The following is a 24,647-nucleotide window of genomic DNA, read 5'->3' as shown; positions in this document are numbered from 1 at the left end:
TGGGAGCAGTAGACCATCGTGAGCAGCGAGAACTCTTCGGCGGACGACGGGCAGCGGGTGTGGGACGTCGTCGTGGTCGGCGCGGGGCCCGCCGGGGCCTCGGCCGCCTATGCGGCAGCGGTCGCGGGACGTAGCGTCCTGCTGCTGGAGAAGGCGGAGCTGCCCCGTTACAAGACGTGCGGCGGCGGCATCATCGGTCCCTCGCGCGACGCGCTGCCGCCCGGCTTCGAGCTGCCGCTCCAGGACCGGGTGCACGCGGTCACGTTCTCGCTGGACGGCCGCTTCGTGCGCACCCGCCGCTCCAAGCAGATGCTGTTCGGTCTGATCAACCGGCCCGAGTTCGACCAGCAGCTCGTCGAGCAGGCCCAGAAGGCGGGCGCCGAGCTGCGCACGGGAGTAACGGTCTCGCGCGTCGAACAGCACGGGTCGGCCGTACCGGACCGGCGCACCGTCGCGGTGGTGTTGCAGGGTGGCGAGACCGTGCTGGCGCGGGCGGTCGTCGGCGCCGACGGCAGCGCCAGCCGGATAGGGGCGCACGTCGGCGTGAAGCTCGACCAGGTCGATCTCGGCCTGGAGGTGGAGATCCCGGTGCCGGAGACGGTCGCCGAGGACTGGCAGGGACGAGTTCTCATCGACTGGGGGCCCATGCCGGGCAGCTACGGGTGGGTGTTCCCGAAGGGGGACACGCTCACCGTCGGCGTGATCTCCGCGCGCGGCGAAGGCGCCGCCACCAAGCGGTACTTGGAGGACTTCATCGCCCGCCTCGGGCTCGCCGGCTTCGAACCGGCCATCTCCTCCGGCCATTTGACGCGCTGCCGCGCCGACGATTCGCCGCTGTCGCGCGGCCGGGTGCTGGTGTGCGGCGACGCGGCGGGACTGCTCGAACCCTGGACCCGTGAGGGCATCTCCTTCGCACTGCGCTCCGGACGGCTCGCGGGGGAGTGGGCGGTACGGATCGCCGAGGCGCACGACGCGGTGGACACCCGGCGCCAGGCGCTGAACTACGCCTTCGCGATCAAGGCTGGACTCGGCGTCGAGATGAGTGTCGGCAAGCGTCTGCTGACCGTCTTCGAGCGCCGGCCGGGCATGTTCCACGCGGCGATCACCAGCTTCAGGCCCGCCTGGAAGGCCTTCACGGGGATCACGCGCGGTTCGACCTCGCTCGGCGAGCTCGTCCGCACCCATCCGATGGCCGGGCGCGCCCTGACCGCGCTCGACCGATAGGGCGGACGGGCCCGTCCGCCGGGGTCACGGCTTGACCGTGATCCGGAACACCGGGTGGTCGGGGGCGATGCGTCGCAGCTCCTCGTTCGACGAGTCGGGGCCGACGCCGTTGAAGAAGACACCGACCTCGGCCTTCCAGCGCTTGAGGTAGGCACGCAGCAGCGGGGCCTTGTCGTCGTCGGCGATCTCGGTCGCGGTGAACGCGTCCACGTTCTTGCCGAGTCGCAGCTCGCCCCCTCCCGCGGCCCGCATGTTGTGCGTCCACTGGACATGGCCACGGGGGGCGACCAGGTACTGCTGCCCGTCCACGGTGAGCAGATTGACCGGGGTCGTGCGCCACTCGCCACTCTTGCGGCCGCGCACGGCCAGGACCCGGGAGCCCCAGACGCTGATGCCGCGGCGGGTCATCCAGGCGACCGCTCGGTTGAAGACGTTCACGGTGAACCAACCTGGCTTCTGGACGTGAGTGGACATGGTGACCCCCATCGATTGAGAGAGCGCCGCTCCGTTTTGTGAGCACTGCTCTCGCTTGAGAGCAGTCTGCACGAGATCGGTGATCCAAATCAAGAGCAGTGCTCTCGAATTAGTTCGGTGCTCTCGTTTGTGTGCACTGCTCTGGAAACGTGGCACACTGCCCCGCATGAGTACCGCACGAGGGGCACGGGCCCGAGCCAGGATCGAGGTCACCGCGGCCATCAAGGACGAGGCGCGCAGACAGCTCGCGGCGGAGGGTGCCGCCAAGCTCTCGCTGCGGGCCGTGGCCCGTGAGCTCGGCATGGTCTCCTCCGCGCTGTACCGCTACTTCCCCAGCCGTGACGACCTGTTGACCGCGCTCATCATCGACGCGTACGACTCCCTCGGCGAGGCCGCGGAGTCGGCGCACGCCGAAGTCGCCGACGCCGGTACCCGGGAGCGCTGGATCGCGGTGTGCGTGGCGGCGCGCCGGTGGGCGCTGGAGCATCCGCACGAGTACGCGCTGATCTACGGTTCGCCCGTGCCCGGGTACACCGCGCCGGAGACGACCATCCCGGCCGCTTCCCGTGTGGGCGTGCTCATGATCGGCATCGTCCGCGACGCGCATCAGGGGCAGGGGGTGGCCCGTCCGCCGTTGCCCACCGACCTGAAGGCCGAGGCGCAGCGGATGACCGCCGAGCTCGCCCCCGGACTTCCGCCCGAGGTGGTCACGGCGCTCGTGGCCGCGTGGGCGCAGCTCTACGGGCTGATCGGCTTCGAGCTGTTCGGGCAGTTCAACCGGGTCGTGGAGGACCGCGAAACGTTCTTCCGGCACGCGGCGGATCAACTCGCCCACGGTGTGGGACTGGTCTACCCCCGGCCGACCGGCATGACCGCGACCAACGGCGCCAACGGCAGGGGGTCGGGTTCCGGCAGGGCGAACGGCGCCTGAACGCCGGGACGGGCCTCGCCGCCCGCCGGCGTGCGCCAGCAAGCCCGGCGGTACTCCGCGGGGAGTACGCCTGATCACCTCGCCCGGCGGACGCCTCGGACGCCCTGTCCCGTCTAGCGTGGCGGTCATGGAAGAGCAGCGCACTCCCCGGTCCCCGGCGTGGGGCGGTCCACCCCCGTGGTGGCGGCACGGGCCGCCCGGGTGGAGCCGCTGGGACGACGAGGAGCGCGGTGCCCACTGGCCGTGGCGCTCCACGCTGCTGCTGACCGCCTTCGTGCTCATCGGCTCCAATTTCGCGGCCCACTCGCAGGGGGGCGACCGCGCTCACCTGGACTTCTTCGCGCGGGCACTGCTGCTGGTGGGGTCCGGCCTGCTGCTGTGGCGGCAGCGGCAGCCGGTGCTCGTGGCCTTCGGCACGGCCGCCGTCGCCATGGTCTATCTGGGCGCCGGATATCCGTACGGGCCCGTCTTCCTCCTGGTCGCCATGGGCTGCTTCAGTGCGGTCGTCGCCGGGCACCGCAGAGCCGCCTGGACTGCGGTCGGGATGTTCTGGGTCGGGCATGTGCTGGTGGGGCACTGGCTCTACCGGTGGCTGCCGCCCGCGGGGGACCAGCCCGCCTCCTGGGGGCAGGAGGGCATCATCGCCACCTGGATCGTGGCGATCGTGGCGCTGTCGGAACTGGTCCGTGTACGCCGTGAACAGTGGGCCCGCGAGCGTGCCGAGCGTGCGCAGTCCGCCAAGCGGCGCGCCGACGAGGAGCGGCTGCGGATCGCCCGCGAGCTGCACGACGTGCTGGCGCACAGCATCTCGGTCATCAACGTGCAGGCGGGCGTCGGCCTCGCGCTGCTCGACTCGGACCCCGAGCAGGCGCGCACGGCGCTCACCACCATCAAGGCGGCCAGCAAGGAGGCGCTCGGCGAGGTCCGCCAGGTGCTCGACACACTGCGTGCGCCGGGGGAGGCGCCGCGCGCGCCCGCGCCCGGACTCGACCGGCTCCCCGAACTCGTCGAACAGGCGGCGGGTGCTGGCCTGACGGTCGACATCGAGGGTGAGGTCCCGACGCTTCCGCCCGGCACCGATCTGGCGGCTTTCCGTATCGTCCAGGAGGCGCTCACCAATGTCGTCCGGCACTCGGGATCGCGGCACGCGCGCGTGCGGCTCGCATCCGCGGAGGGCGCGCTGCGGCTGCGCATCGACGACGACGGCCCCGCGACCGGCGCGGACGCGGGCGGCAGTGGCAACGGGCTCGCCGGAATGCGGGAGCGGGCCGCGGCCCTGGGTGGCACGATCGAGGCGGGCCCGCGCGACGACGGAGGCTTCCGTGTGCTGGCCGTACTGCCGTTGAGGGTCAAGGAGGACCGGTGATCCGCGTACTGCTCGCAGACGACCAGTCATTGGTCAGGGCAGGCTTCAAGGCGCTGCTCGACGCGCAGCCGGACATCGAGGTGGCCGGCGAGGCGGCCGACGGCGAGGAGGCGTTGCGCAAGGTGCGCGAACTGCGTCCCGACGTCGTGCTGATGGACATCCGGATGCCCCTGCTCGACGGCCTCGCCGCGACCCGCCGCGTCACCGACGACGCCGATCTGAAGGACGTCAAGGTGGTCATGCTCACCACCTTCGAGCTGGACGAGTACGTCTTCGAGGCGATCCGCTCCGGAGCTTCCGGGTTCCTGGTCAAGGACACCGAGCCGGAGGAACTCCTGCGCGCGGTCCGGGCGGTGGTGGAGGGCGACGCCCTGCTCTCCCCCGGGGTGACGCGCCGGCTGATCGCCGAGTTCGCGGCCCGCTCCAAGGAGCCCGCGGCCGCCGCCTCCCTCGCCGAACTCACCGAGCGGGAACGGGAGGTGATGGCCCTGGTGGGTATCGGCCTCTCGAACGACGAGATCGCCCGCCGCCTGGTCGTCAGCCCGCTCACGGCGAAGACCCATGTAAGCCGCACGATGGTCAAGCTGGGCGCCCGCGACCGGGCTCAACTGGTCGTTCTCGCCTATGAGTCGGGGTTGGTGCGGCCGGGCTGGCTGGGCTGAGCCGCGCCCGCACGTCCGAAGCGAATCAGCACGGTGGCTACCCGTAGGACGAAGAGCACGGCGGCGAGGGTGGCCCCGGCGGCGACCAGCGTCCGCACCGCGGCGCCCGACAGATCGAGGAACAGCGCCGGTCCGGTCACCACCCCGAACCCGATCGCCGCCACGAACGCCGCGCTGAACAGGGCGTATCCGATCTCGACGGTGACCGCGTCCCGCTGGGCCTGGGTGCGCCGTTTCCTGGTGCCGCTCATCCGTTCCAGGTCCCCGTCGTTCTCCATCCGTCGAGTCAAACAGGCGTGCGCCCGGCGGGGCAAGGTCCCCCGCCGGGCGCACTCTGGAGGCGTTCCCCCTAGTCGCGGACCGCGACGCGTTCCGCTTCCGCCTCCTCCTGGAGGGACTTGGCGACGACGATGGACTGCTGCGGACGCCGTGTCCGCAGGCCCGGCAGGGTGATCAGCAGACCCGCGAGGGCGATGCCGGTCACCACGATCAGGCCGGGCCGGTAGCTGTCGAGGACGGCCTGTGGCGAGGAGCCCTCGGAGGAGTTCGCGGTCACGACCGCCGTCACCACGGCCAGGAAGATCGCGCCGCCCACCTGGACCGAGGTGTTGAGCAGACCCGACACCATGCCCTGCTCGTGGTCGTCCACGCCGTTGGTGGCCTGGATGTTGAGCGAGGGGAAGACCAGCGCGCAGGCCGCGCCGATCAGCAGCATCGTCGGCAGGATGACCGCCGCGTACACGGGGTCGAGGTCGACGCGCAGGAAGAGGGCGTACCCGACGACCATCAGGGCGAAGCCCACCGCGATGAGCCGCGGGGTCCCGAACCGGTCGACCACGGCCCCCACCTTCGTGGAGGACAGCGCCACCAGCGCCCCGGCCGGCAGGAAGGCGAGCGCGGTGTGCAGGGCCGACCAGCCCAGCAGCGACTGCATGTACAGGGTCACCAGGAACTGGAATCCGACGTACGAGCCGAAGAACGCCATCGCGCCGAGCTGGGCGCGGATCTGGCTGCCGGAGCGGAGCACTCCGAGGCGGATCAGCGGGCTCGGGCTGCGCCGCTCGACGGTCACGAAGACCGTGAGCAGTACGGCGACGGCGAGGAAGGAGAGCAGAGTGCGGGCCGAGCCCCAGCCGACCTCGGGTGCCTGGACGACGGTGAAGACGAGCAGCAGCATCGAGGCGGTACCGATGATGGCGCCGGGGATGTCGTAACCGCGGTGGTCCTTCTCGCGCTCGCTGCGCGGGATGAGCTTCAGACCCGCGAGCAGCGCGATGACCGCGATGGGTGCGGGCAGCAGCATGGTCAGCCGCCAGCTCGCCTCGGTGAGCAGGCCGGACAGGACGAGGCCCATGGAGAAGCCGGTGGCCGCGCAGGTGGTGTAGATCGACAGCGCGCGGTTGCGCAGCGGGCCCTCGGCGAAGGTCGTGGTGATGATCGACAGGCCCGCGGGGGCGGTGAACGCCGCGCTCAGGCCCTTGATGAAGCGGCTGGCGATCAGCAGCGGACCGGAGTCGACGAGTCCGCCGAGCAGCGAGGCGAGCGCGAAGACGCCCAGGGCCACCAGGAAGACCTGGCGGCGGCCCAGCAGGTCGGCGGTGCGTCCGCCGAGGAGGAGGAGTCCGCCGTATCCCAGGATGTAGCCGCTGACGATCCATTGGAGCGTCGAGGTGGAGAGATCGAGTTCGGAGCCGATGGACGGCAGGGCGACGCCGACCATCGACACGTCCAGCGCGTCCAGGAACATCGCGGCGCAGAGCACCAGCAGGGTGCCCCACAGCCGGGGGGTCCAGCGTCCCTGGGACGCGGGGTGGGTGAGCGGAGAGGTCATGACCCAGAGACTACATGCGCATGCATTCAATGCAAATGCATTTAATTCCGATGCAACAAAGCCGATTCTTTGCTACGGTGCGCCCATGGCGGCGAAGAAGGCCGAGCAAGGGCTCGTGAACCAGTGGCGCGACATCCTCGCGGTGCATGCGCGCACCCTCTGCGAGCTCGACCGCGAACTGCATCGACACGGCCTCGGCGCCAGCGACTTCGAGGTTCTCGACGTACTGGCTGAGGGCACCGCGTCGGACGGCGGAGCTTCGTACCGCGTCCAGGAGATCTCCGAGCGGGTCCATCTGAGCCAGAGCGCCCTGTCGCGGCTGATCGGCCGACTGGAGAAGGACGGTCTGGTGACGCGCGGCATGTGCGCGGAGGACCGCCGGGGCGTGCGGGTGTGCCTCACGCCGAAGGGGCGCGAGCTGCACGGCGAGGTGCTGCCGGTGCAGCGCGCGGTGCTGACGCGGATGCTGGCGGGCGGCCCGGCCACCGCCTCCGAGTGAGCCCGGCCACCGCCTCCGAGTGAGGGGACCCGGCCCGCTCAGCTCCAGGTGATCCCCGACTTCTCCCGCCACAGCGTGGCGAGCGAGGCGTCACCGGTCACGCCGGGGAACGGCGTTCGGTTCCAGAGCGCCAGGTAGATCCGCGCGGCCGGTCCGGCCAGCTCGCAGTCCGCGTCGCCTCGCTCGTCCCGGCCGCTGACCGGCGGCTGCGCCGACAGCCGTACGGTCCACACCGCGTCCGTATCCGTGGCCCGCACCCGCAGGACGTGCGGCTCATCCGTGCGTACCCTGCTCCTCGAGCGGGCGTGGAACCCGCGCAGCAGTTCCTCGATCCCGTCCACCGCGAAATCCGTCGCCACAGCGGTCGGCTCCCCGCCGAGCGCCGACTCTGCGTCGACCCTGTGCACGGTCGTCTCATGGGCCTGCCGCCGCGCCCAGAACGCGAGCGGGGAGGGCGCGGGCAGAAAACTCCAGCACTCCACGTCGGGCGAGGCGCCGGCGAGGGTGTCGACGAGCCGCCGGTGGCCCTCCCGGAACCAGCCCAGGAGCTCATCACCGTCGAGATCCGGCAGGCCGCCGTCGGGGTGGTACGAGGTGTACCCCTCGGCGACGTACGCGGTGGCCCACCGGTGCACCATCCCCGTGTGCCGCACCAGATCCCGCACCTGCCAGCCCGGGCAGGTCGCCGCCTTGGCGTCGACCCCCGCCTCCTCGGCCGCCGCGGTCAGCAACTGGCCCTCCCTGTCCAGGGTTTCCACGAACTCCGCGATCTCCATGCGGAGAGTGTGCCGGATGAAGTGCGGTCCAGGGCAAGGTGTGCGATGAGCGCGTCCTGGTTCCGGCCCGGGCGCGCGCATCCGCACGCTGGAAGCCGGGAGAGCTAGTACGCCGCCCGGAGAATCCCGAGGACCTGCTCCTCGGTGGGCTGCAGAGGCGCGTTGCGGGTGACCGCGTCCGCGAGCGTGCCGGTCGTGATCGGGCGCAACATGTCGGGGCGGACGCCCAGCTCGCGCAACGGCCGCTTGATGCCGATCGTGCCGGAGATCTCGCGTACGGCCTCGATCGCGGCCCGCGGCCAGTCGCCGTCGGCGGGCGGGGCGAGCCGCAGGGCGCGGGCGGTCTGCTCGTACGCGTCCTGGGCGGCCGGGGCGCTGAACTCCAGGACCTCTTCGAGTACGGCGGCGAGGGCGACGCCGTGCGGGGTGCCGGTGTGGGCCGTGAGCGCGTGGCCCGGTCTTCGAGGCGCTCCACATGGGTGACAACGCGGTCGCGGCGCTGCTCGTCTACTCCTTCACGGCTGTGGCGGGCGTGACGACGGGCTGCCTGGTCGTGGACCGCATCGGGCGGCGCAGGCTGCTGATCCCGCCGTTCTGGATCACGGCGGGCTGCCTGGGCCTGGTGGCGGTGTGGCCGTCCTCCACGCCGGTCATCGTCGGCGGCTTCCTGTTCTTCATCTTCCTCAACGCCGCCTCCAGCGCGCGGACCGCCGTCTACCCGCTGGAGGTGTTCCCCACCTCGCTGCGCACCACAGGCGTCGGCTTCGCGAGGGCGATGAGCAGGGTGGGCGCCGCCATCGGCACCTTCCTGCTGCCGATGGGCCTGGACCGCTTCGGCGCGGAGTTCGTCCTCCTCGTCGGCGCGGGCGTGTTGGCCCTCGGCGGCCTGGTGTCACAGCTGCTGGCACCGGAGACCACTGACATGGACCTCGCCAGGGCCGCGCGCATCGCGCGCGAGGGTGCGTCCTGAGCGGTGGGCCACGTGTCCGGCGAGCGGGAACTCGGCGGCGTAACGGCGCGTGCTGTCAGCTCGCCGTTGCCCGCCGTGTCCCGTATCCGATGACGGCGGCGACCGCCGCCAGCGCCGCGACGCTGGTGAGGGCGGCGGGCAGGGAGAACCAGTCCGCCATGAACCCGATGGCGGGCGGTCCGAGGAGCATGCCGCCGTAGCCGAGGGTGGACGCGGTCGCGACGCCGCTGGGGCCGGCCAGTGCGCCGGCGCGTTCGACGGCGACCGGGAAGATGTTGGCGAGCCCGAGGCCCGTGATCGCGAAGCCGAGCAGAGCCGCCCACACCGAGGGGGCGAGGGCGCCGAGCAGCATGCCGACCGCGGCCGTGGTGCCGCCCGCCACCACGGTCCGGGTCCGCCCGAGGCGTTCCAGGAGAGTCGTTCCGCTGAGCCGGCCGACGGTCATGGCGAGGGCGAAGCACGAGTAGCCGGCGGCCGCGATGCCCGGGTGGGCGTTCAGATCCTGCTCCAGATGCAGCGCGCCCCAGTCGGCCAGGGCTCCTTCGCCGTACGCCGTGCAGAGGGCGATCAGGCCGAAGACGGTGACCAGTCCACGGGTGCGGGCGTCCAGTCGACGCGGGACAGGCTCCTCCTGCGGCATGCGATCCGGCGGGGCCGGGGGCTCGTGCCGCAGCAGGGAGCGTCCCGCGGCGGCGGTCACCAGCAGGCCGATCAGGCTGAGGCCGAGCAGATGGCGGGTCGGGGACAGGGACCCCGCGACCAGCCCGCCGAGCCCCGCGCCGATCATGCCGCCCAGGCTGAAGGCGCCGTGGAAGCTGGGCATGATCGGCCGCCGCAGTGCGGCCACCAGATCGACGGCGGCGCTGTTGAAGGCGACATTGATCCCGCCGTATGCGCTGCCGAAGATCAGCAGTACGGCGCCGAGGGCCAGTACGGAGTGCGTGAGCGGGGGCAGGGCGACACTGAGCGAGAGCAGGATGCCGCAGATCACGGTCATCTGGTGGCTGCCGTAGCGGCGGCAAAGCCGGCCGGTGAGGGTCATGGTGATCACCGCGCCGGCTGAGACGCCGAGGAGGGCGAGGCCGAGGGCGCTGGCGGAGGCGCCGGTCTGTTCCTTGATGGCGGGGATGCGGACGACCCAGCCGGCGAAGAGGAAGCCGTCGAGGGCGAAGAAGACGGTGAGGGCGATGCGGAGTCGGGTGAGGTCGCTGCGGTTGCCCGGCACGACGTTGTGCGTTCGGGATTTGTTTATTAGCGGCACAAAGTCAGGCTAGGGGGAGTGCCGGACCGAGGCAAGGCCGTTGGTGGGGGCCGAAGGTGCAGTGTGCGCGGTCGGCAGTCGGTGGGGCGCGTTCTGTATGAGGCTGTCGTCGACTAGTTGATCGGTGCCTCGGCTACCACGGAATGCACTGACCATCAACGCAAATGTGCGGTGACAGTCTCCGTGTCGATCTTGTCGATGGCTGCATCCTGAGATGACGCGACGGCGTCGTGTCTGCACGTCGAGAAGGGCCCGGAGCTCGGTAACTGCCTCTTCGTGCCTACCTTGCCGAGCCAGCGTCCGGCCGCGTGTTGACCAGGGGTCATTCGACATCCGTTCCGGGTGGACCTGGAGGTGCCCTTCGTGAAAATGGTCGGCTTCGAGTCTCTGACCCGCCCCCCGGGCCTCGCGTCAGTTGCCTCTGGTGACCTCGGACCCGCTCGGGAGCGGCAGATTGCGCAGATAGAACTGGGCGAGGTCGTCCCACATCCGACGCTCTGCGGCGGGCTCCCGCGCGACCTCGAGCTCCAGATGACGCGGCAGTTGGTGGCGGTGGAGATCGAAGACGACGGCGACCTCCTGGCCGTAGGCGGTCGCCGCCTGGAGGGACGCGCGGTACGCGCCCCAGGCCAGCGGCCAGGCCAGGAGGGTGAGGACGACCAGCGGTCCGTGGCCGCCCACGACAAGGAGGGCGACGGGCCAGACCGTGCCGAAGGCCATGGCCAGGCCGAGCAGGGTGACCGTGGAGTCGAGGGCGGTGCGCGCGGCGGCGACCCGGGCGGCGGCCTCGGCCGGGAGCAGCGGCAAGAGCCGGGGCCAGATGACCACCGCGTCGATTCCGTACCGTTCCAGCGGATAGAACTCGACGGCGCGCAGGCGGTTGCCGAGAGCCGTGGGCAGACAGCTGTCGGCCAGGCGCGACCGGGGCGGAAAGGACGTCAGGAGATGGGTGGCCAGGGCGGAGGCTCTGAGGTGGGCTGCTGCCGCGTGCAGCTCCGCCACCCGCTGCCAGTGCGCCTCTGCCGTCCGCCGGTGCCGCTCGGTACGGCGCTCGCGCAGGCTGCGCGGCAGCGCCGTCTCCGGCCAGTAGCCCTCCATGAGCCGCAGGAACGGAACGTGGAAGAGGGCCAGAAGATACGCCGCGCCCACCAGGCCGAGCAGGATCCACAGGGCCGCGAGTAGTTGTCCGGACGCGCTGTAAAGCTGCCAGGCCCTGAGCGCGTCGCCCGGTGTGCTGCCGGTGGCGGCGAGTGCGACACCGCCCGAGGCGCCCGCGGCGATGAGCACGGGAAGCAGGACGGCGAGCAGGAAGCGGGAGCCGAGGACCCGTTCGGCGCCGCCAAGTCCGACTTCGAGGAGGGTGTTCACCTGGCCGTCCGGACCATCAGGTCGCCGTGGCTGCAGCGGGGCGGGGACCCCGGGTCGTAGTAGTCGACGGCCTGCTCCTCGCCGTGTTCGGCGCAGCGGAAGAGCAGCGTGGTGAGGGACTGCCCGGGCAGTCCTGACGGTGCCCAGGCGTCGCGGTCCGGCGCGGTGTCCTCCGGCGGTGTGTCCGGCGCTGTGTCAGGGGGCTCCGGGCGGTGTTCTGCCTCGCTCATCGCCGTGCTCTCCTCTTCGGGGTTCATCACAGTCCGCCCAGGATGGTAAAGGCGCCCCAGAGGCCCGGGTGGGCGAATTTCGGGTCCGCGAGGAGCGCCAGCTGGGCGCTGCGCACCGCCGTGCCCACCTCCGTGCCAGGCCGGGCGAGTTCGCCGTAGAGGACGGAGTTGAAGGCGAGTGCGGCGTCGTCGCGTACGGGCCACGGCGGCGCGACGACAGTCTCCGCTCCGGCCGCGAGGAACGACGCGGCCAGGCCCTCGCCCTCGCCCCCGAGATGGCGGCGTTCTGCGCCGGCCCGGCAACCGCTGAGGTTCACCAGTCGGGGGGCGGCATCGGCAGTGGCGACTTCGAAGGCGAAGAGCGGCCGGTCGGCGAGCAGGATGCGGGCCATGTTCGGGTGCGTGGGATCGAAGGCCGCGTGTCCGGCGAGATGCAGCACGTCGCAGGATTCGATCGCCTTGCGCACCGCCGTGACGGTGGCCTTGTCGTCGTGGAGTGCGACGGCCGTGGGAAACGCCCCGCGTACGGCGTCGGCTTCGGTATTCAGCGTCAGGAGTTCGGGCAGGAGTTCGTACCCCGGCCGCTTGACCGTGGCTACGAGGGCACGAAGCGCGTCGCCCTCTTCGGCCGCCGCTGTTCGGCGCCGCCGTTTCGCGAATGGCGAAAGCCGTTCTCCGGCCGACCCGAGCAGTCCGAGCGACGGCAGCGACCGCACTTGGGCGCTGGCCACCAGGGGCTTCCCGCGGAAAGGGGCGGCGTGGAACGGAAAGTCGGCGAGCGGGCCCTGGGCCGTGACGAAGACGCAGGACGCGACAGTCAGGAGGTCGGCCACGGGTGCCAGGAGGGCCTGGCCGAGCCGGTGCACGGTCTTGGGTTCGCTGCGGCGTACGCATTCCTCGAGCGCGAGCGCGACCAACTCCTCCATCTGGTCGGCGGGCAGGTCGGCCTTCCGTGACACCACGGTACCGTCGGCGATCGCGAGGACGATGATCTCGTTCTCCGACGACTGCGCGTATGCCAGGGCGAGTTCGCGAGGCCCCACGGCCTGGGGGATGGCGCGCGTCAGGTCCGCCACGGTCAGAGGCGTCCGCGCCGTGCCGCTGTGCGTGCCGTGCAAGAGCGCGTCCCGCGCCTCCAGGAGGATGCGCGCGCGATCGTCGTGCACGGTCAGCATCCCGCCGTCGCCCGCCACCGCGGCCCGCGTGGCCATGCGCGCGAGTGCGTGGATCTCCTCGTCCACAGGGCGCAGCGCTTGGGGCGCGGGTCCTTCGGGACGCTGTGGTCGGCGGGTGGCCATCGCGGCGAGCATGCCGACGGCGAGGTCGGAGCGGCCGATGTACAGGGCGGCGCCGGTGGCCTTCCCGAAGAGTTCGACGCTGTTTTCCAGATAGTGGATACGCCCGGGCAGGGTGGCCGTGTCGAGGTCGGCGAAGCGGGCGTCGACTGCGCGGACGAACTCCTCGACCGCCTCCGTGTTCCGGTCCTGCAGGAGCCGGAGCTCGCCGGTGGTGACGAGGAGGTCGAACTGATCGCCGCTGCCCGCCTCTTGGCGCCAGTCGGCGAGCGCGGACTCGGCCTCGTCGAGGAACCCGATCTTCATCAGGGCCCGCACGCGCCGATAGTGCAGGGTCTGGGTGATGAAGACGTGCCCCAGAGCCGGTTGCGCGGTCGACTGGGTACCGGTGAGGCTGTGGCCGATCCGCTGCCCGGCCTCGGCGTGCAGGAGCGACTGCTCGAACAGCCCGATCGAGCCCATGACGAGAGCGAGCCGGGCGTGGGCGGCGCGCAGTCCGTGCCCGTCGCCCTCCTCCTCGAGCAGCGTGCGGCCGCGTTCGTACGCCGCCAGGGCGTCCGGACTTCTGCGGCAGCGCTCAAGGGCCCTGCCCAACTCCAGGTAGGCGCGCCCTTCGTGGCGGCGCAGCCCCTTGCCGCGGAAGGCGTCGAGGGCCGACAGGGTGAGCCGCAGATAGCGCCTGGGGTCGGCGTCGGCGCGCTGGGGATTGCCGCCGAGCGCGGCGAGCACCTGCGCCCCGAACGCCGGAGTCTCGCTGTGCCGGCCGAGGGGATCCACCGCCTCCCAGGCGGCGGCGAAGATGAGCTCGAAGGTCATGGTCGAGCCCACCCCCGAGTCCCGTATGAAGTCCGTCGGGACCAGGAGCGCCGGCTCCACCATGAAGGGCAGGGTAAGTGTCCCCTCCCCCAGGTGCACCATCGCGAACTCCTCTTTACCCTTGCCGGTGGCGAAGAATTCGTCAAAGACCGTCTGAGGCTCCTGTGGCCCGGTGTTCATCGCGCACCCCCGTGCAGTCTCAGATACTCGGCGGTCTCGTGAGCCAGCTCGGCCTGTGCGGTGGCGCCGTTCATCTTCAGGATGGCCGAGAGCGCCATCCACAGGGTCGCGTCGGTCTCCAGCCACATCACGTCGGAGAGCGCGAGTTCTCTGAGTGCGGCGAAGTCCCCTGTCTTGAAGGCCGCTTGGCGCCGGTAGCCCCGTGCCACCAGCTCTGCCTCGTCCGGCATCGTTTCGTTCACCAGGCGGTGCAGAAGTTCCTTGTGCAGGCCCGTGGGGTCGCCCGGCCAGCCTTGGAGGGCCAGGACGGCGGCCACGTGTTCGCGATGGCCCAGGGGGACGGCCCGCCGGGCAAGGTCGAGCACGCGTAGCAGGTGCTCGGCCGCCCCTGCCGGAGCGGGGGCCCGTACGACGACGGAGAATGCCAGCTCCGGCCGGTCAAGGAGGCTGTAGCAGTACGAGAGCACATGTGCGGCAAGCCCTCTCACGTGGGCTTCGGGGTCGAGCGCCATCACCTGAGCGGCCTCGGCGGCGAGTCGGTCGGGCGGCACATCGGTCACCATGCCGTACACGGCGGCCGCGGTGGCCAGGTGCGTCAGATGCTCGCGCAGGCTCTCTTCATAAGTGTGCCGGTCGATGGCGTCGTTGCCCGCGGCCCCGAACTCGGCCGCACGCAGCCAGCGCGCGCCCCGGTCCGCTTCCCGGCGCAGCAGTGCCCGGGCCTCGCCCGGTGCCAGGCGGGCGGCCTGTGCACGGACGGCGGCGGCGTCGAGACTCAGGCTCTCCTCAAGGGGCTCGCAGGGCCCGTCGGCGAGCGCCGCCGCGAGTTTCGACTCGATGACCAGAGACTCGAACTCGTAACTGCTCTCGGCACGGGTCGTGAAACCGCCCGGCTCTTCCCGCATGGATGCAGCGTACCCATGAACTCAGCTTTGAGTAGGAGGAGTTGCGACCATCTGGCGGAGCGTGGCGCGTCCGGTCGGCCTCCGAGGAGCGCAAGCCCGTCCCTTCGCAAGCCCCCCCGTGACCGTGGTCTGCGGCGTGCTGCTGTCACTGAGCGTCGCCCTGCCCCCGGCTCTCCGGCGACAACAAGCTGCGCGACCATGATCCACCAAGAAAGATCATTCTTTGCGGGCGGGCCTGACGCCGTCCAGGAGCGTCGCGATGGGTGCCGTCGCTCAGGGGCAGCCGCCAGACATCGTTGACCGCCCGTCCTGGGACGGCTGCGCCGCGGCCACATCTGCGACGGTGCCGTCAGTCCGCGAGCGCGGACCGCGCCGTTCGCCCCGGCGCCGGCGTCGTCTCACACACGCCACAGCAATGCCGGCGACGGCTGAAAGAGCGGATCAGGAGCCGCGAGCCCTCTCAAGGTCAGTGGGTCGCCGAGTGGCGTCCGGGTCGACACCGCCGCACCGCCCGACGAGCCGTCGTGCTCCGCTCCGCACAGGGACAAGTCCAGGACGCGACGAGCGCGGGTGGCAGCAGGCCGGTCTTCATGACCGGTCATCGAGGACATCGTGGGCTTTACGGGCCGCGTCGTTGTTCCAGCGGAGCTGTTCCTCGAGCTTCGTTCCGTTCTTGGCGATGAGCTGGTTCTGGATGCGTATGTCGACGGCGTGCACCGTGCGGACGTAGCCGGTCTGCCGCTTGCAGCGGGCGTCGGCGGTCGCGGTCTTCTTCTCGAGGGCGGACGGTTCGTCGGGGTCGTGCTGCGGCCCGCTCAGCCTTTCCTCGAGTTCTTGACGCCGGCGGTCGCTACCGATCTCGGCGTCCTTGGGGGTGGCGTAGTCGTAACCCGCTTTCCGCATACAGGCCGACCACGCCTTGTCCGCCTCTTTCCAGGCGGGGTCCCGCATGCCCTGCTGGAGGCTCTTGGCCTCCAGATCCAGGACCGGATCCTTCCGGTCCTGGCGATTCATCCCGTAGATCGCGCGGTCCGCTTCACCGAGACAGCCGCGCTTCGGAATGCGGTGGCCATGGACGGTCTTCGGATCGTCCCCGACGAACTCGCCGGTGAGCGCGAGGTACTGGGGGAGGGTCCACTTCTTCTCCGGGTAGCGGCGCTGATAGTCGGCCTGCACCGCGTGATACCCGTACCGCGTGGCCTGCTCGGGGTCCTGGATGCCGTAGCGGAAGTCGTCCGAGGCATACAGGACGGCCATCAGCACGCCCGTGCCGGCGGGGCGTTGGGGCCAGGCGGGTACGGGGTCGGTGTCGAGGGTTTTCAGGCTGGCGAACCCGAGGCGTGCCATGCACTCTTTGGCGAGTGTCCACCGGGCCTTGCCGACCGTGGTGCCGTCGTCGTCGGACATGTCGTACGCGGCCAACGGCAGGAACCTCGGGTCGTCCGACGAGGTGGGCCGCGCGTGGGATGTGGGAACGTCGGCCTGGTGCCCGCACGCCGTGAGGGCGAGTGCTGAGGCGAGAACAAGTAAGAGGGGGGTGGCTCTGCGCATCCGGTCAGCTCATCAGGCTCCGCGGAACTCGACTGTGGTGGAGGCCATAGTTCCGGGTCACAGCCGCGTCACGTCCGGCTCCCATCACCGAGGCGCGCCGACGGGTCAGCCCTCGGCGCGGACCGGCCGCTCGTCCCGGTCGGCCTCGCCCTGCGCCTGAGCCTGCGTGCCCTGCACCGGACGGCCTGTGCCCGGCGCAGGCCCTGCGCACGGTGACTGTCCAGCCCGCCCGCGTCTTCGGCGTCGACCGCGGCCTTGGCACTGTCGAGGAAGGCCGGCTCGTCGACCTGACCGTCGTCGACGGCGATCCGCTGATGCGAAGGGAGGGCTGTTGTGACGGCCAAGGAGTCCAGGTTTCCCGACCCAGGCAAGTGCTCCGGCCGAGGGGGACGGCGTCACGGGGTCATCAGGTCAATCGTCCGGGACTCTTGACTCGGAATGTGTCAGCCGTGATTCTCGTCGCATAACTTGCACCGGTCATGACAATCCGGGAGGGGCTGTCTTCGGACCCCGCCGGCCTGCTCGTTGACCGCGTCATCCCCGCCGACCGAGGGATGTGTAGTGACCGTGGATCGAAGCTCGTACCGCAGGCGCAAGGACGTCACTCTTGTGTCGCTGCTCATCCTCGTGCTGGCCATGGCCCTCGGCCCCACGCCGAGTTCGGCGGCCGGCAACGACTGGTGGACTCCGACCGCACGCCCCACCCCGGACTCCCAGATCGACGTCACCGGCGAGCCGTTCACGGGCACCAACGCCGAAGGAGAGGTGCGCGGCTTCGTCGACGCCCACGACCACCTCTTTGCCAACGAGGCCTTCGGCGGGCGACTCATCTGCGGCAAGACGTTCTCCGAGGCCGGGATCGCCGACGCGCTCAAGGACTGTCCCGAGCACTACCCCGACGGTTCGCTCGCGGTCTTCGACTTCATCACCAAGGGCGGTGACGGCCGACACGACCCGGTCGGCTGGCCCACGTTCAAGGACTGGCCCGCGCACGACTCGCTGACCCATCAGCAGAACTACTACGCCTGGGTGGAACGGGCCTGGCGCGGCGGCCAGCGGGTGCTCGTCAACGACCTCGTCACCAACGGTGTGATCTGCTCGGTGTACTTCTTCAAGGACCGCAGCTGCGACGAGATGACGTCGATCCGACTCCAGGCGAAGCTGACGTACGACCTGCAGGCGTACGTCGACAAGATGTACGGCGGTACGGGCAAGGGATGGTTCCGGATCGTCACTGACAGCGCGCAGGCCCGCGAGGTCATCAAGCAGGGCAAACTGGCGGTCATCCTGGGCGTCGAGACCTCCGAGCCGTTCGGCTGCAAGCAGGTCCTGGACATTGCCCAGTGCAGCAAGGCCGACATCGACGCAGGGCTGGACGAGCTGTACGCGCTGGGCGTGCGCAGCATGTTTCTGTGCCACAAGTTCGACAACGCCCTGTGCGGGGTCCGCTTCGACGAGGGTGCGCTCGGAACGGCCATCAACGTCGGGCAGTTCCTGTCGACCGGCACTTTCTGGAAGACGGAGAAGTGCACGGGCCCGCAGCACGACAACCCCATCAACGGAGCCACGGCGTCCGAGGCCGCGGAGAAACTCCCGGCGGGCGTGAAGGTCCCCTCGTACGACAGCGACGCCCAGTGCAACACCCGCGGTCTCACCGACCTCGGTGAGTACGCCGTGCGCGGCATGATGAAACGCAAGATGATGCTGGAGATCGACCATATGAGCGTCAAGGCCGTCGGCCGCGCGCTCGACATCTTCGAGGCCGAGTCGTATCCCGGCGTGATTTCCTCGCACAGCTGGATGGATCTGAACTGGACCGAGCGGGTCTACGGCCTCGGCGGCTTCGTCGCCCAGTACATGCACGGCTCGGAGGGATTCGTGGCCGAGGCTAACCGCACGAAGGCGCTGCGGGACAAGTACGACGTCGGCTACGGCTACGGCACGGACATGAACGGTGTCGGCGGCTGGCCGGGGCCCCGGGGCGCGGACGCCCCCAACAAGGTCACGTACCCCTTCCGCAGCGTCGACGGCGGCTCTGTCATCGACAGGCAGACCACCGGCGAGCGCACCTGGGACCTGAACACCGACGGAGCCGCCCACTACGGCCTCGTGCCGGACTGGATCGAGGACATCCGGCTCGTCGGCGGACAGGACGTGGTGAACGACCTCTTCCGGGGCGCCGAGTCCTACCTCGACACGTGGGGCGCGGCCGAGAAGCACCAGGCCGGAGTCAACATCGCCAAGGGCGCGGCGGTCACCGCCAGTTCGGCGGAGTGGAACCCGTTCACGAGCTACGCACCCAGCCGGGCCGTGGACGGCACACGGGACACCCGCTGGGCCAGCGACTGGAGCGACGACCAGTGGCTGCGAATCGACCTCGGCTCCACGCACCTGGTCGGGCGCGTCACGCTCGACTGGGAGCGTGCGTACGGGAAGTCGTACCGCATCGAACTTTCATCCGACGGATTGAACTGGCAGACCGCCTGGTCCACGACGTCCGGCGACGGCGGCCTGGACACGGCCCAGTTCACCGGCACACCGGCCCGCTACGTCCGTATCCACGGCCTGGAACGTGGCACCGACTGGGGATACTCGCTCTACGAAGTGGGCGTCCACAGCAGCTGAGCTGCGGCACGAGTACGAAGGACACGCAGATGGCACGGATGCCGCTGGCCGAACGGCGCCGGCAGCTGACGGAAGCGGCGATCAGGGCGATGGCCCGGGACGGCGTCGCCAAGACGACGACCCGGTCCATCGCCGCCGAGGCGAGTGTGTCCCTGAGCGTCTTCCACTACTGCTTCGATTCCAAGCAGGCCCTGGTCGAGTCCGTCATCACGACCCTCACCGACCACTCCGTGACCGTGGTGAAGGACGCACTGCGAACCAGGGCCACGCTCGAGGAGACGGTCCGGGCCGGCTTCCAGGCGTACTGGGACCACGTCCGCGCCCACCCCGACGAGCACATGCTCACCTACGAACTGACGCAATACGCCTTGCGCCAGCCGGGATTCGAGCATCTGGCCCGACGGCAGTACGAGCTGTACAGCGACGCTTACGCCGCTCTGATCGACCAGTTGACCCGGAACATGAACCTCCAACTCCGCGTGCCCGTCTCGGTGCTGGCCCGCTATCTGGCTGCCATGACCGACGGCCTGACCCTCAACTACCTCGTGCTCGGTGACGAGTCCGCCTGGACCGAAATCCTGGACACGCTCATCGCCCACATCGCCGGCCTGGTACACGACGACGTGCACCGGGCTTGGCCCATGCCTTGACGTGTGCTTGGCGAAGTGGCTACACGGGAGCGCTCCCATTGCTTCTTCCTGCACATCGGCGTTGGCCGCCTGCTCGAAGGCAACAGCAACGGCTTCAGCCGGCAGGATTCGAGCCTGCGGCACCCCTGACATAGTTAACAAAAGGGATTTTTTTCGCACGGCAGATCTGGGGTCGATACATGAGCCGGAACGAGGAGCACTCCGAAGGGGAGGGGCCATTCACAACCCGGCTGACCTGGCGCCTCGTGGATGGCGGCACTGCGGTCTGGGAGTCCCGTCCGGCGCGCAAGCGTGGCCTGGTCACCGTACGCGCCGCGGGCGAGCCGGAGTTCCGTTCCCGGCGAGCCGACAGCGTATCGGTTGGCCGCCTGCGCAGGCTGAATGACGTTGCTGCGAGTGCGTTCACCGTTGGCGGGGCCCTTTTCGCCCTCGGGGCCGGAGCCGCTCAGTTCGGCCCGGGCGACGCGACGAGCGCCTGGATCTATTTCGCCGGCGGCCTTTTCTTCAACACCGGCGGCTACGCGTCGCTGCTTCAGGCGATCAATGCTCCTCGCCGGGACAGCGAAGCCGGCTCGCGGGCGGCACGGCGCTGGAGATGGTGGAGCTACGAGCCCACCCGGATCGACTGGCTCAGTACCTTTTTGCTGTTCGCGGGAACGCTGGTGTTCGGCATCAATCTGCTGAATTCTTTCCTTCAGGGACTCTCGCTCCACCAGGTGAACAGACTCATCTGGGCCCCCGACATGGTCGGGTGCATCCTGTTTCTGATTTCGGGGCACCTTGCGCTGGTCGAGGTCTGCCATGGCCGGCCAGGCGTCCGTGCCCGCGACCTCGGCTGGTGGATCGTCGCGATCAATCAGTTCGGGTCCTTGTTCTTCCTGGGTTCGGCGCTGGCTGCCTTCACACGTCCCGCCACCGGAAGCGTTGTGAATGCCGCCATCGCCAACTGGGGCACCCTTACAGGGGCGTTGTGCTTCTCGGTCGGAGGCGTGCTCCAATTCTTCGAACGCCCCTGAGCGAGCCGCGGGACAAGATCCGGACGGCTGCCAGATGGACGGCGGCCTGGGCGAGGGATTGCGCCTCCGCGCTGCGGGGTCGAAGCGGCACGGCATCCGCCGCAGAAACCCGACGTGCGTCCACTCGGTGATTGTCGGAAGATCGCAGACATCGACCGCGTCACTGCACCGCGTCTCATCCGAATGCCGCAGCGGAAACCGCATCACCCATCTGGCCGACCTGACGTGCCGTCGGCTGCCGCACCGGGAAGCCTAGGATCCGCCACTAGAGAGAGGGGCGTCGCCTACCCCTGCCTGGCATCGGCGGGCCCACCTCATGATCGGAGGAGACGGGATGCTGCACCGCGCCGGCAGGACCTCCTGGAAGCGCTTTGCCGCCGTTCTCGTCCCGAGTGTCATGGCCGCCGCGGCCCTCGGTATCGGCATGGCGCAAGGAGCACTGGCCGCGTCGTTCTTCATCTCCGGCCAGAAGTTCCAGGTGGCCCTGGGCACTCTGGACGTCCGTGGTCTGAGCATCTACGGCATGGTGGACGTGACCAGGAAGGGCACCCTCGTGCCGGTCGTGGTCACCGGGGCCGGCCGTGCGGAGATCAGCGAGCTGTGCCAGTCCGTGGTGGTCCCGATCCCGGTCCTTGGCCCGTACACGCTGAGGGTCACCGGCGGCGAACGGAACCGGGTCGAGGCGAAGAACTTGTTCCTCGACGCGACATCCTTGTCGAGCAGACAGGCGAATTTCGACGACCTCGACATCGGTGTGGCGGCGGGAGCGGTCAGCAAGGGCCCGATCAGCCGGGAGGACAGGAACTCCCGGTTCTTCGATCCCAACGGCTTTGCTCAGCAGGCGGATTCGGCCTCCCTGAGCGACGTGCGCTTCACTACGGTCGCAGTCTCGGCCGCCACGTTCAACGTTCCGGACCTCGATGTGCGGCTCAAACAAGGCCGCCACGAGTGCTTCTGACCTATCAGCGCGGAGCACGCACCCTTCCGCGCCCGCTCGCCGCACCCTCCCGCCCGCCGCACATCATGGAAAGCCCACGTGTTCTTCGAACTCTTCGGCAGACGCCGGAACTTGCGCGTCGCTGACACCGGCGCCCGACGGGGATTCAGGACCTGGCGGGACGAACGTCCCTTCTGGGCAGGACTGTTCACCTTCGCGGCGGGCCTGCCCATCATCTACTTTCCGTACGCGCACTTGAACTTCGGCGCCATCCCACTGGCACTGTCGACCTCCGCCGGCGCGGGTTCGTTGATCATCGGGGTTCTACTCGTGGTCCTGGGCATCTCTCTGTGGTTCCACCAGCAGGTGCGCGTGTTCGCAGGGATCACGGCCATTCTGCTTGCCCTCATCTCGTTTCCCGTCGCCAATTTCGGGGGTCTCTTCATCGGGTTGATTTCCGGCCTGATCGGCGGATCCCTCGCCTGTGCCTGGGTTCCTCCGACGGTCGCCGCCGAGTCGCAGCCCGCGGTGAACCGTGCATCAACGACCCTCCCCGCTGGTGAGGACCACGGTGGCAAGTGACGACCTGACCGGTTGTGCGGCAAGCGGGCCGGAGTCCGAGCCCTGCCATCTGAGCAGTGCGGTGCAGAGCCGCTTGGCCGGCCAGCTGCTGCGGCCCCTCGCCTGCGCGCTGGCAGTGGCCGCCCTGTCCTTGGTCCTACAGCTCGCCACACCAGCGGCCTCGAGGGCGTTGCTCGCCCCTGGCGGCATCCGCACCTCCAAGGCGCCGGCAGGTGTCGGCACGCCGGTCGACCAGCTGCCGGCCCGCCCGGCGAACGTCCCCTGGGTGCTGCGCGCCGACAGACTCGTGCTCCACGGCAGTACCTTCCGCGGCGTGGTCACCGTCCGGACTGCGGCCGGGTCCAAGCGGGTGCTGAAGTTCACCGCACGGTCGATGGACTTCGGCGACCTCGACCTGACGGCGGGCCGCGGCCGCGCGGCGATGCGTCTGCGGGCCAAGCCCGCCACCACATCTACGGTCAAGGGCAAGGACGTGGTGACTCTGTACACCCAGAAGCTGTCCGGCACGCTCGTCGGACTGGGCGGGGCTGCGCTCCCGGCGGACCGCAGCGTCACCGTCACGCCCGACGCGCTGCCCCCGTGGCTCTCCCACCCCCCTGTTCCCACCCGCACAGTCACCTTCGAGAACGTGACCGTTTCACAGGTCACCCAGCTCAGCGGCGACATGTCCATCACCGGGCCGGCGCTCAGCGCCGCGGCCGGGTGACCAGCGCAAATCCGCTGCCTGCGGAATACGGAAGCGTCGAGCGACGAAGCTCAGCGCGTACGACACGGACGAGGCACACGTCCGGCTCTGCCTGGTGCTGATCCTCGCTGTCAGGCGTGCTCCGGGCACGGGTCCGCCATCGCGGTACGGATGGCCGCCGCCACCTCGGGCAGGGCCCAGTACGCCGAGTGCGTCCACAGGCCCGCACTGGCCGTGTGCGGCAACGGCACGTCCCACGGGACGGCCTCGCCGTGCAGCCGGAAGACACAGGACGCGGCGAAGGCGAGGACGTCGAGGGGCTGCCAGAGATTGGTCCAACGCCCCAGCGACGGGGGGAGCCCCACCAGGCCTTGGGGGTCGTACGGCAGAAGTTTGCCGCCACGCGGATCGCGGAGGTGGACGTAGGCGGCCTGGGAGCCGAACGTCACCAACGACGAGGTCCACAGGGGCTCCCGTGCCGTGGCCATGTCGACCGCGATGACACCGCCGAGGCTGTGCGCCACCAGCCGCACCGGCCGGTCCGCGGACCGGCCAAGGGACGGGTCCACGGCGTCGATCCGCTCCCGCACCCGGGCGTGAATGGCCGGGCGATGCCGCTGGTACACCAGCACGTCACGAGGAACCGGGTGGCGCCCGGGCCGAAGCGGGTCCGCAACGAGTGCTGCACTCGCTCGGCGACCGCCTGCATCGCCGCCCCGGCCACCTGGTCGAGGCCCCGAAGGCGCCGCCGTACCAGCGAGCCGAGCCTCGTCCGGGCCGAGCCGTCGTCACCCCGCAGTCCGGCCCAGGCGGATTCCTCGCCGGCGTCGAGGACGGCCTCAGCCAGGGCGGTCGCCGTCGCGGTCAGCAGGCCGGGCTCGCCGGTCAGCCGCAGCCGGCGGGTTTCGGCCCAGTGGTCGTCGAGGGCGTCGAGTACGTCCTGCGGATCGGGTCCCTCCGCCGCGCGCAGTCCGCCCGCGGCGGACTCGTCCCGGAGCCTGCTGCGCACCGTGTCGCGCAGCAGGGCCGGTGGTTGCCCGGGTGCGTCCGGCCCCTGCCGCACCCCTGCGGCGTCGATGGGGTCGAGCAGGGTGGCCAGGAGCGTGCGGACCACGTCGGGCGGCAGGCCCGGCAGCGGTTCGGCCGCCGTGTCGTGGTCACAACACGGTCCCGTGCGTGGGAGACGATGCCGAAACCCTTGTGCCGCGCAATAGAACCACCGTGCGCATGTCCCACTGTATGGCCGCGTCCGCGTCAGTCGCCGACGCCGCACGACGGCTCCGGTCACGTGTGCTTCAGCGCCCCATCCACAGTAGGGGCGCGCGAGTTGCCTCCGCAGCGAAGTTGACCGGAAGGGCGAGGGCAGGGTGTTGGCCGTCGGGCCGGTCGCCTGACCGGGCCTCGCAGATCGCGAACCACATCAGGATTGGCGCCGATCGCCCCCGCAAGGGGAGCTGCCGTCGGAACTGCTGTCAAGATTCCTCATCGGCACCACCGGCCAGTTGGTCCGCCAGGCAGGCGAGGTACAGAGCCATGGTGGTTCGGTGCTCACGCAGCGGGCGGCCGGTGATCTGCCCGATCTTGTTCATTCGGTAGATGACCGTGTTGCGGTGGATGTGCAGGGCTGCGGCGGCCCGGACGAGGTTGAAGCCGTTCTCGCACCAGGCGGTGATCGTGTCGCGGAGCGCCGGCCAGTCCGCCTGGGCGCGCAGGTCGGCCGTGGTGAGCTCGAGCAGGCGGCTGCGTGCGGGCTGCCCCACCGCCGCCAGGAGTTGGTGGACCCGCAGATCGGTGATGACGTGGACGGAGGAAC

At 70.1% G+C, this 24,647-nt stretch carries 24 protein-coding genes and 3 pseudogenes; 13 read left to right on the top strand and 14 right to left on the bottom strand.

Going from position 1 to position 24,647, the window contains the following annotated elements; genetic code table 11:
• Positions 1-18 precede the first annotated feature (18 nt).
• Positions 19-1,224, top strand: a complete 1,206-nt coding sequence (locus tag ACZ4RZ_RS06615; RefSeq protein WP_467742650.1) for a geranylgeranyl reductase family protein — start codon at positions 19-21, stop codon at positions 1,222-1,224.
• 24 nt (positions 1,225-1,248) lie between these two features.
• Here the strand turns inward: ACZ4RZ_RS06615 and ACZ4RZ_RS06610 are convergent, their stop codons facing one another.
• Positions 1,249-1,698: a nitroreductase family deazaflavin-dependent oxidoreductase gene (locus tag ACZ4RZ_RS06610; RefSeq protein ID WP_467742648.1), complete on the bottom strand. Its 450-nt coding sequence runs from the start codon at positions 1,696-1,698 to the stop codon at positions 1,249-1,251.
• 166 nt (positions 1,699-1,864) lie between these two features.
• Between ACZ4RZ_RS06610 and ACZ4RZ_RS06605 the strand changes: the two genes are divergently transcribed.
• The 3 genes from ACZ4RZ_RS06605 to ACZ4RZ_RS06595 all read left to right on the top strand — a co-directional run bounded on the left by ACZ4RZ_RS06605 (position 1,865) and on the right by ACZ4RZ_RS06595 (position 4,657).
• Positions 1,865-2,629 (top strand): TetR/AcrR family transcriptional regulator, encoded by a 765-nt coding sequence (locus tag ACZ4RZ_RS06605; protein ID WP_467742646.1) that lies wholly within the window; start codon positions 1,865-1,867, stop codon positions 2,627-2,629.
• A gap of 127 nt (positions 2,630-2,756) precedes the next feature.
• Complete coding sequence (locus ACZ4RZ_RS06600; protein ID WP_467742644.1) at positions 2,757-3,995, top strand: sensor histidine kinase; 1,239 nt, start codon at positions 2,757-2,759, stop codon at positions 3,993-3,995.
• Complete coding sequence (locus ACZ4RZ_RS06595) at positions 3,992-4,657, top strand: response regulator (protein WP_399088286.1); 666 nt, start codon at positions 3,992-3,994, stop codon at positions 4,655-4,657. The genes ACZ4RZ_RS06600 and ACZ4RZ_RS06595 overlap by 4 nt, the downstream gene beginning before the upstream one ends.
• Here ACZ4RZ_RS06595 and ACZ4RZ_RS06590 read toward each other — a convergent pair.
• Positions 4,618-4,935, bottom strand: a complete 318-nt coding sequence (locus tag ACZ4RZ_RS06590) for a DUF6332 family protein (protein ID WP_467742642.1) — start codon at positions 4,933-4,935, stop codon at positions 4,618-4,620. The genes ACZ4RZ_RS06595 and ACZ4RZ_RS06590 overlap by 40 nt on opposite strands.
• A 71-nt stretch (positions 4,936-5,006) precedes the next feature.
• Complete coding sequence (locus ACZ4RZ_RS06585; RefSeq protein WP_467742640.1) at positions 5,007-6,488, bottom strand: MFS transporter; 1,482 nt, start codon at positions 6,486-6,488, stop codon at positions 5,007-5,009.
• A gap of 85 nt (positions 6,489-6,573) precedes the next feature.
• On the opposite strand from ACZ4RZ_RS06585, the gene ACZ4RZ_RS06580 reads away from it, so the two are divergent.
• Complete coding sequence (locus ACZ4RZ_RS06580) at positions 6,574-6,987, top strand: MarR family winged helix-turn-helix transcriptional regulator (RefSeq protein ID WP_467742638.1); 414 nt, start codon at positions 6,574-6,576, stop codon at positions 6,985-6,987.
• 38 nt (positions 6,988-7,025) lie between these two features.
• On the opposite strand, the gene ACZ4RZ_RS06575 is transcribed toward ACZ4RZ_RS06580, so the two are convergent.
• Both ACZ4RZ_RS06575 and ACZ4RZ_RS06570 read right to left on the bottom strand, forming a co-directional pair.
• Positions 7,026-7,763, bottom strand: a complete 738-nt coding sequence (locus ACZ4RZ_RS06575) for a maleylpyruvate isomerase family mycothiol-dependent enzyme (protein ID WP_467742636.1) — start codon at positions 7,761-7,763, stop codon at positions 7,026-7,028.
• Positions 7,764-7,867: 104 nt separating this feature from the next.
• Positions 7,868-8,203 (bottom strand): annotated as a pseudogene (locus ACZ4RZ_RS06570) (NAD-dependent alcohol dehydrogenase); the annotation flags it as partial.
• A gap of 29 nt (positions 8,204-8,232) precedes the next feature.
• Here ACZ4RZ_RS06570 and ACZ4RZ_RS06565 point away from each other — a divergent pair.
• Positions 8,233-8,733 (top strand): annotated as a pseudogene (locus tag ACZ4RZ_RS06565) (MFS transporter); the annotation flags it as partial.
• 55 nt (positions 8,734-8,788) lie between these two features.
• On the opposite strand, the gene ACZ4RZ_RS06560 reads toward ACZ4RZ_RS06565, so the two are convergent.
• The 6 genes from ACZ4RZ_RS06560 to ACZ4RZ_RS06535 all read right to left on the bottom strand — a co-directional run bounded on the left by ACZ4RZ_RS06560 (position 8,789) and on the right by ACZ4RZ_RS06535 (position 16,339).
• The gene (locus ACZ4RZ_RS06560; protein WP_467742634.1) at positions 8,789-9,958 is read right to left on the bottom strand and encodes an MFS transporter; all 1,170 of its coding nucleotides are present in this window, start codon (positions 9,956-9,958) and stop codon (positions 8,789-8,791) included.
• Between the two features lie 447 nt (positions 9,959-10,405).
• Positions 10,406-11,362 carry a hypothetical protein gene (locus ACZ4RZ_RS06555; RefSeq protein WP_467742632.1) on the bottom strand — a complete coding sequence of 319 codons (957 nt, stop codon included), beginning with the start codon at positions 11,360-11,362 and terminating at the stop codon, positions 10,406-10,408.
• The gene (locus tag ACZ4RZ_RS06550; RefSeq protein ID WP_467742630.1) at positions 11,359-11,592 is read right to left on the bottom strand and encodes a hypothetical protein; all 234 of its coding nucleotides are present in this window, start codon (positions 11,590-11,592) and stop codon (positions 11,359-11,361) included. The genes ACZ4RZ_RS06555 and ACZ4RZ_RS06550 overlap by 4 nt, the downstream gene beginning before the upstream one ends.
• 26 nt (positions 11,593-11,618) lie before the next feature.
• Positions 11,619-13,766, bottom strand: coding sequence for a CHAT domain-containing protein (locus ACZ4RZ_RS06545; protein ID WP_467742628.1), 2,148 nt, complete (start codon positions 13,764-13,766; stop codon positions 11,619-11,621).
• Between the two features lie 113 nt (positions 13,767-13,879).
• On the bottom strand, positions 13,880-14,788 hold the full coding sequence (locus ACZ4RZ_RS06540) for a hypothetical protein (protein ID WP_467742626.1): 909 nt from the start codon (positions 14,786-14,788) through the stop codon (positions 13,880-13,882).
• 588 nt (positions 14,789-15,376) lie between these two features.
• Entirely contained in the window at positions 15,377-16,339 is a 963-nt protein-coding gene (locus tag ACZ4RZ_RS06535) for a hypothetical protein (RefSeq protein ID WP_467742624.1), read from the bottom strand.
• 108 nt (positions 16,340-16,447) lie between these two features.
• Here ACZ4RZ_RS06535 and ACZ4RZ_RS06530 point away from each other — a divergent pair.
• From ACZ4RZ_RS06530 to ACZ4RZ_RS06500, 7 genes and pseudogenes are all read left to right on the top strand, one after another.
• Positions 16,448-16,650, top strand: a pseudogene (locus ACZ4RZ_RS06530) (amidohydrolase family protein); the annotation flags it as partial.
• A 325-nt stretch (positions 16,651-16,975) separates the two neighbouring features.
• Positions 16,976-18,964, top strand: a complete 1,989-nt coding sequence (locus tag ACZ4RZ_RS06525) for a galactose-binding domain-containing protein (RefSeq protein ID WP_467743083.1) — start codon at positions 16,976-16,978, stop codon at positions 18,962-18,964.
• 29 nt (positions 18,965-18,993) lie between these two features.
• Complete coding sequence (locus ACZ4RZ_RS06520; RefSeq protein WP_467742622.1) at positions 18,994-19,614, top strand: TetR/AcrR family transcriptional regulator; 621 nt, start codon at positions 18,994-18,996, stop codon at positions 19,612-19,614.
• Positions 19,615-19,793: 179 nt separating this feature from the next.
• Complete coding sequence (locus ACZ4RZ_RS06515) at positions 19,794-20,630, top strand: hypothetical protein (protein ID WP_467742620.1); 837 nt, start codon at positions 19,794-19,796, stop codon at positions 20,628-20,630.
• 334 nt (positions 20,631-20,964) lie between these two features.
• Complete coding sequence (locus ACZ4RZ_RS06510; protein ID WP_467742618.1) at positions 20,965-21,588, top strand: DUF6230 family protein; 624 nt, start codon at positions 20,965-20,967, stop codon at positions 21,586-21,588.
• 78 nt (positions 21,589-21,666) lie between these two features.
• Positions 21,667-22,149 (top strand): DUF6114 domain-containing protein, encoded by a 483-nt coding sequence (locus tag ACZ4RZ_RS06505; protein ID WP_467742616.1) that lies wholly within the window; start codon positions 21,667-21,669, stop codon positions 22,147-22,149.
• Positions 22,139-22,855 carry a hypothetical protein gene (locus ACZ4RZ_RS06500; RefSeq protein WP_467742614.1) on the top strand — a complete coding sequence of 239 codons (717 nt, stop codon included), beginning with the start codon at positions 22,139-22,141 and terminating at the stop codon, positions 22,853-22,855. Before ACZ4RZ_RS06505 ends, ACZ4RZ_RS06500 begins: the two co-directional genes overlap by 11 nt.
• Positions 22,856-22,965: 110 nt before the next feature.
• On the opposite strand, the gene ACZ4RZ_RS06495 is transcribed toward ACZ4RZ_RS06500, so the two are convergent.
• From ACZ4RZ_RS06495 to ACZ4RZ_RS06485, 3 genes are all read right to left on the bottom strand, one after another.
• The gene (locus ACZ4RZ_RS06495) at positions 22,966-23,322 is read right to left on the bottom strand and encodes a hypothetical protein (RefSeq protein WP_467742612.1); all 357 of its coding nucleotides are present in this window, start codon (positions 23,320-23,322) and stop codon (positions 22,966-22,968) included.
• Positions 23,280-23,948, bottom strand: coding sequence for a hypothetical protein (locus ACZ4RZ_RS06490; RefSeq protein WP_467742610.1), 669 nt, complete (start codon positions 23,946-23,948; stop codon positions 23,280-23,282). Before ACZ4RZ_RS06490 ends, ACZ4RZ_RS06495 begins: the two co-directional genes overlap by 43 nt.
• Positions 23,949-24,306: 358 nt before the next feature.
• A complete protein-coding gene (locus ACZ4RZ_RS06485; protein WP_467742608.1) occupies positions 24,307-24,594 on the bottom strand; it encodes a PucR family transcriptional regulator in 288 nt (95 codons plus the stop codon).
• Positions 24,595-24,647 lie beyond the last annotated feature (53 nt).

The sequence above is a fragment of the Streptomyces sp. NPDC027189 genome (assembly GCF_055566975.1).
The sequence above is the reverse complement of the archived record's forward strand: the minus strand, read 5'-3'. Positions and strand labels throughout refer to the sequence as shown.

What these genes read in the sequence shown, in the direction of transcription:
- ACZ4RZ_RS06585 (WP_467742640.1), bottom strand. Translation starts at nt 6,488, where the DNA reads ATGACCTCTCCGCTCACCCACCCCGCGTCCCAGGGACGCTGGACCCCC.
- ACZ4RZ_RS06510 (WP_467742618.1), top strand. Translation starts at nt 20,965, where the DNA reads ATGCTGCACCGCGCCGGCAGGACCTCCTGGAAGCGCTTTGCCGCCGTT.
- ACZ4RZ_RS06575 (WP_467742636.1), bottom strand. Translation starts at nt 7,763, where the DNA reads ATGGAGATCGCGGAGTTCGTGGAAACCCTGGACAGGGAGGGCCAGTTG.
- ACZ4RZ_RS06545 (WP_467742628.1), bottom strand. Translation starts at nt 13,766, where the DNA reads ATGGTGGAGCCGGCGCTCCTGGTCCCGACGGACTTCATACGGGACTCG.
- ACZ4RZ_RS06600 (WP_467742644.1), top strand. Translation starts at nt 2,757, where the DNA reads ATGGAAGAGCAGCGCACTCCCCGGTCCCCGGCGTGGGGCGGTCCACCC.
- ACZ4RZ_RS06590 (WP_467742642.1), bottom strand. Translation starts at nt 4,935, where the DNA reads ATGGAGAACGACGGGGACCTGGAACGGATGAGCGGCACCAGGAAACGG.
- ACZ4RZ_RS06610 (WP_467742648.1), bottom strand. Translation starts at nt 1,698, where the DNA reads ATGTCCACTCACGTCCAGAAGCCAGGTTGGTTCACCGTGAACGTCTTC.
- ACZ4RZ_RS06515 (WP_467742620.1), top strand. Translation starts at nt 19,794, where the DNA reads ATGAGCCGGAACGAGGAGCACTCCGAAGGGGAGGGGCCATTCACAACC.
- ACZ4RZ_RS06535 (WP_467742624.1), bottom strand. Translation starts at nt 16,339, where the DNA reads ATGCGCAGAGCCACCCCCCTCTTACTTGTTCTCGCCTCAGCACTCGCC.
- ACZ4RZ_RS06525 (WP_467743083.1), top strand. Translation starts at nt 16,976, where the DNA reads ATGGCCCTCGGCCCCACGCCGAGTTCGGCGGCCGGCAACGACTGGTGG.
- ACZ4RZ_RS06580 (WP_467742638.1), top strand. Translation starts at nt 6,574, where the DNA reads ATGGCGGCGAAGAAGGCCGAGCAAGGGCTCGTGAACCAGTGGCGCGAC.
- ACZ4RZ_RS06550 (WP_467742630.1), bottom strand. Translation starts at nt 11,592, where the DNA reads ATGAGCGAGGCAGAACACCGCCCGGAGCCCCCTGACACAGCGCCGGAC.
- ACZ4RZ_RS06605 (WP_467742646.1), top strand. Translation starts at nt 1,865, where the DNA reads ATGAGTACCGCACGAGGGGCACGGGCCCGAGCCAGGATCGAGGTCACC.
- ACZ4RZ_RS06495 (WP_467742612.1), bottom strand. Translation starts at nt 23,322, where the DNA reads ATGGCCACGGCACGGGAGCCCCTGTGGACCTCGTCGTTGGTGACGTTC.
- ACZ4RZ_RS06520 (WP_467742622.1), top strand. Translation starts at nt 18,994, where the DNA reads ATGGCACGGATGCCGCTGGCCGAACGGCGCCGGCAGCTGACGGAAGCG.
- ACZ4RZ_RS06540 (WP_467742626.1), bottom strand. Translation starts at nt 14,788, where the DNA reads ATGCGGGAAGAGCCGGGCGGTTTCACGACCCGTGCCGAGAGCAGTTAC.